This is a genomic window from Methanospirillum sp. (assembly GCF_035406105.1).
In the GTDB taxonomy this organism is placed as follows: domain Archaea; phylum Halobacteriota; class Methanomicrobia; order Methanomicrobiales; family Methanospirillaceae; genus Methanospirillum.
Genome location: NZ_DAONKG010000171.1, coordinates 1 through 5,387 on the forward strand (window position 1 = coordinate 1; position 5,387 = coordinate 5,387).

A 5,387-nucleotide genomic window follows, 5' to 3' on the forward strand; every position below is an offset into this window, starting at 1 on the left:
TCTCTATGATCACCGGGGAATGGGACAGAGCAGTTTCGGGAATGAAACCCCGACGATCCCACTCTATGCCAAAGATGCAGCAGATCTGATCGCAGCCCTTGGATATGACAGTATGCACATCTATGGCACCTCCATGGGTTCGTTTATTGCCCAGGAGATGGCTCTCAATACGCCCGGACGGGTCAGAAAGATGATTCTGGACTCATCCTCATACAGCATCAGCATACCAGAAATGCAGGAACTGCATACCTACGCTCAGTCAATCGTATCAGATCCTGCCGCTCCCCAGGGCCTTCGGGACGAAGCATCAGCCATCCTTGCATGGAATGGGACATGGAACCGGTTGCATGAGATTGATACTGATGTCATGCTTGTTGTCGGAACACAGGATACCATAACACCGGATATCCTGTCGGCCCGTATGGCAGGGAAGATAAACGGGTCCTGGCTGATCCGGTTTTCAGATCTCCCCCATGCCGGAGGGGATGTGGATCCGGTCAGGTACGCAGACAATGCCCTGTATTTCCTGAAGATGCCGGGGAAAAAATAACACATTCCACCTTTTTTCAATGGGCATTCACGTCACCTCTCTACCGGGGGAGACTGATTACCGCTGTCATCCTTTCGGGTATTCAGTCTGTACTTTCCTTTCGGTACAAGCATCTCAAATCGTGCCCCGGCTCCAGGTTCCCCGGTCTCCCGGATGGTAATACCGGTAATTGACAATATCTCTCTGGTCAGAAAAAGACCAATTCCTCTTTTTTTCTCATACTGCCGCTCAAATATCTTCTCCTTCATCTCATACGGTATCCCAACGCCATTATCCTCAAAAACCAGAACTACCCCGTCCGGTATTTCAGAAAATGTCAGAGAGATCTGCGTTGCACCTTTGCTGTGCAAAATGACATTCTCTGCAAAGGTGAAGAACACATTCTCAAGAAGGGGATCTGCGAATATTTCCAGATCATCAACATCGATATTCCGGGAGATATGAGAGAAATCAAGATGTGATATGCCAAAGAGAAAACTCTGATACACATTCTGCCATCTCGGTGGCTTTAATCCAAGATTCTGATAATAATTGGCAAATGTCAGTGATTCTGTGATATTTCTGACCAGTGCAATCTCCTTTTCCAAAAACCGCCTGTCTGATTCATCGCATCCAGCCTCCTTTTCCAGATCCAGATACCCGCTTAATGTAAAAATGGTATTCTGAATATCTGAAAGTGTGATGGCATTGAGCATATTCAGTTTTTTTGTTGTTCTGGAAAGAGCATCCTGCATATTCTTCCGTTCCGTGATATCAAGGAAATACCAGACCCGGCCATACTGTGTTCCATCCGGCCCGGTAACCGGCGATGAATACCGTTCCAAAACTACTCCGTTCGTAAAAATCACTTCATCAAAACTGACTTCATCCGGATGGGCATACAGTTCCTCCACTTTTCTGAGAAATATATCCGGTTCTGCCAGTTTTTCCAGGACCGAATCAAGTAATACCGCATCTGATTTCGTTTGGCGCACCTCGGACGGGATATCCCAGATATCAAAAAACTGTGGATTATTGTACAAAACCTCCCGGTCAGGTCCCACCACAAGAATCCCATAAAATGAGGTGTCCAGCAGGGTTTTCAGGAACGTGTTAATACGCTGTAATTCTGCCTTATTCCGATTCAGTTCATCATTATTATGACGCAGTTCCTCTCCTGTGGCAGCAAGCTGCCGGTATGCACCATGCAGATCCTCATGAGCGGTACGGATTTTCTCTTCACTCTCCACCAGTGCAGACTCTATGGAGAGACGGTAATCCAGCTCCTTTCTGAGATCTTCTGTCTTTTTTGTAACCTGCCGTTTCAACGACCAGTTCCAGAGAAGGATGAGAAAAACTGCTCCTCCAAGTGGTATGATTATCCACAGCAATATCGGAAACAGGATAGCAAACGCCTGTTTTTCCTCATACACCCCGAACCATTTCTGATAGATAGCATCATAGGTCCCGGACTTTTTGACTATGGCAAGTCCTTCATTGAGCTGACTGAGCAGGTGCTCATCCTCCATCCGTACGGCAAAACAATAATATCTGGGCTCTATCGGGGGCCCTACAGACTCAACATTCGTTATTCCCAGCTGGTCCGCATGGTAGAGTGCCTGTAACTTTCCAAGAAGGGCACAATCATAATGACCGGATGAGAGAAGAATCAGCGCCTCTTTCTGATTTTCTACCGGGATGATATGGCTCGCATCGGTATGAGCACGGGCAAAATCATGCATGATATCACCGGATTGCACTATAACCGACCGGTTCCAGATATCATCCAGACTACGGACTGATGAACCTTTCCGGACGAAAAGTGCATGCGATACGACGATATGAGGGGTTGAAAACCGAACATACTGTGCCCGTTCAGGTGAGTAATACATCCCGGTGAGCATATCAATGGTCCCGTTTTCAAGTGCTGATCGTACTTCATTCCATGGACCGGGTTGGATGACGGCCTGAATATTCATCACATCCGCAACAGCCCGGAAGAGATCGATATTAAATCCGGCCGGGTTCCCATCCTCATCAACAAATTCGTATGGCGGATAGTTATTATCGGCCCTGACCAGAACCGGAGAAGTAGGTGTGGTATTGAACGCATGAACCGGGACTACGGCACCCAGAAGTATCACAAGAAGAATACAGATGATATCTTTTTTGATAGTACGGTTCATGATGGTTTGTCTGTGATAATCCGAACGTTGTCTGACTTAAATAAACCCCAGGGATATACCGTCCTCCCTGCAGAGAGTATCAGGACAGGGGATATAAACAACTTTCGGTACGAATATATGCTCACGGCTGGTGCATCCCTGGTATCCACTCAGGGAAGAGTATTTTTGCTTTTTAGGCACCATGCTGCTCTCATGATAAGACAGGAGCTACCTTAATTATCGAGACCGGCGTAGAAGATTTCATGAAGTATCTGTCTTTCCGGTCAATCCGACATGAAATATTATTCTTCGGGGCTGTTGCATTACTTATTGTCTCTGCTGCCATAATCGGGTATGCCAGTATATCGCTGTACTCAATATCCGTTGATGGTTCATTAAGCACCGTTAAAGCAGTCGCATCAGAAAAATCCGTGAATCTGAAAGAGTTCATGGATGAGGCGTTTATCATCGACCGGACCCTTGCACATTCGGTGACCGGAGCTGTCCAGTCAGGAAAGAAACCCTCCCGGGAAGAATTTCAGGGGATGATCCTGGGTCTGATGAATGCATACCCAGAATATAACGGGATATACATTGCCCTTGAACCTGATGTCTGGGAAGGGGATGATACTGCATTCAGGAACAAACCGGGGACTGACGAATCCGGGCGGTTCATGGCATATTATTCACGAGATTCTTCAGGAAAGCCGGTGCTTGACAAGATCTATAATTATAACGCCGGAGAAGAAGGGAGTGAATATTATCAGGTTCCAAAGAACACCCGCAGGGAGTATATCACTCCTCCGTATCCCTGGGAGATACAGGGTCGGGAGATACTCCTCTCGTCCGTCGTGGTTCCCATCATTATAAACAACCAGTTCTTCGGAATTGCCGGGGTTGATGTACCCCTTGAGGAGGTCCAGGGGCTTGCGGATACTCTTGATACGTATACAGGGGAAGGAAAGGTGTATTTCATCTCTTATGACGGTATCGTGACTGGAGTGACCGGGTATCCGGAGAGTGTCGGAAAGCCTCTGAAAGACGCTGATATTCCGTTGTCTGCTGATGCGGATGAGATTATTGCGAATATTCAGGCAGGGAAACAAGATGTGTTTGAACAGAACGGAACCTTTATTGCATACAGTCCGGTGCCTGCAGGAAATTCAGGCCAGCCCTGGTCTGTCATCGCCACGGTGCCGGTCGATGTTGCAACGAAGCAGGCACGGATGAACAGTTTTATTCTGGTCATTATCGGCTCATTCGTAACCCTATTCGGATTAATCCTTTTGTATTTTGCAGCAAAAGGGATTTCACGCCCGATTGAGCAGATATCGGCGTATGCTGATTCCATCGCGGAGGGTGAACTGGGTGATGAGATAACGATTATCCGCAGCGATGAGATTGGAAGACTAGCGGATTCTTTTCGAAGAATGCTCTCCAGCCTCCAGGGAAAAGCGCTTGCCGCAGACGGTATTGCTGCCGGTGATCTCCGTGTTTTTATTCCGGTCGCTTCTGACCGGGATATTCTTGGGAGATCGATGGTAACCATGCGGGATACCATCAGTGAGATGAGCAGGATGGTTACCGATCTCTCCCATCGTGCAGCCGCCGGGGATCTCAGTGTACGAGGTGATATGAACCTGTTTCAGGGGGAGTACCAGGAGATAATCAGATCGGTGAATGAGACCCTTGATGCGGTCATTAACCCGATTAACGGTGCGATCGCTCTTGCAGACAGGTATGCCTCCGGTGATTATACCGCTGTCTTTGACCCAAAGATTTCCGTATCAGGAGCTTTTCTAAAATTCCGGGATGCGTTGAATAAGATAGGAAAACAAACCTCAGCATCAGTCAAAATGGTAAAAGAAGAGATAGAATCGGTTGTTGCCAGTATTGAGGAGACAAATGCAGCGGTGGAAGAAGTATCGGCTGGTTCTTCCAGACTTGCAGAGAGTTCACAAGAAGTTAGTGCACTTGCAGAGACCAGTCTGAACGGAGTAAGCCAAATTCTGCGGGCGATGAATGATCTCTCGGTGAATATATCCCATGTGGCAGAGATGACCGATACTGTTGCAACCCTCTCTCATACAACAAATCAGCTCTCATCGAAGGGTGCAGACCTTGCACGGCAGGCAGATGAGGGGATGCAGCATATCATCAGTTCAATTGAGGAGAGTAGCAGGACGATGAATGAGATGTCTGTTCAGATGGAACAGATAGGTCAGATCGTCAGACTTATCAGTGATATTTCAGAGCAGACAAACCTTCTTGCATTAAATGCAGCGATTGAAGCCGCACGGGCAGGTGAGGCAGGAAGAGGATTCTCAGTCGTTGCTGATGAAGTAAAATCCTTGGCTGTTGAATCACAAAAATCTGCAGAAAAAATTGCAGTAATGATTCAGAACCTGCAAAAGCAGTCAGATAACGCAACAGCGGCTATGCATCGGTCATCAGAGGAGGTCACATCAGGCAATACTGCGGTCTCCGCGACATTGGAGGTATTTTCAGAGATAATTAAAAAAATCCAGAATATTTCAGAGAATACATCCTCTGTTGCTGCATCGGCAGAGGAGCAGGCGGCAGCGGTTGAAGAGATCACCGCAAGTGTGCATGAACTGGAACGGCATGTGACAAAAGCATCTGAAGAAGCACTGGAATCAGCCGCGGCAACAGAACAGACATCAGCGGCAATA

Annotated in this window: 3 protein-coding genes; 2 read left to right on the plus strand and 1 reads right to left on the minus strand. The window is 47.4% G+C overall.

Annotated elements, in window-relative coordinates; translation table 11 throughout:
* On the plus strand, nucleotides 1-550 hold a 550-nt coding region (locus PLA23_RS10075), incomplete at its 5' end, for an alpha/beta fold hydrolase (RefSeq protein WP_324475099.1).
* 32 nt (nucleotides 551-582) lie between these two features.
* On the opposite strand, the gene PLA23_RS10080 is transcribed toward PLA23_RS10075, so the two are convergent.
* Nucleotides 583-2,715, minus strand: coding sequence for a transporter substrate-binding domain-containing protein (locus PLA23_RS10080; RefSeq protein ID WP_324475100.1), 2,133 nt, complete (start codon nucleotides 2,713-2,715; stop codon nucleotides 583-585).
* A gap of 242 nt (nucleotides 2,716-2,957) precedes the next feature.
* On the opposite strand from PLA23_RS10080, the gene PLA23_RS10085 reads away from it, so the two are divergent.
* Nucleotides 2,958-5,387, plus strand: a 2,430-nt coding sequence (locus PLA23_RS10085; RefSeq protein ID WP_324475101.1) for a methyl-accepting chemotaxis protein, incomplete at its 3' end; no start/stop codon positions are given.

What these genes read in the sequence shown, in the direction of transcription:
- PLA23_RS10080 (WP_324475100.1), bottom strand. Translation starts at nt 2,715, where the DNA reads ATGAACCGTACTATCAAAAAAGATATCATCTGTATTCTTCTTGTGATA.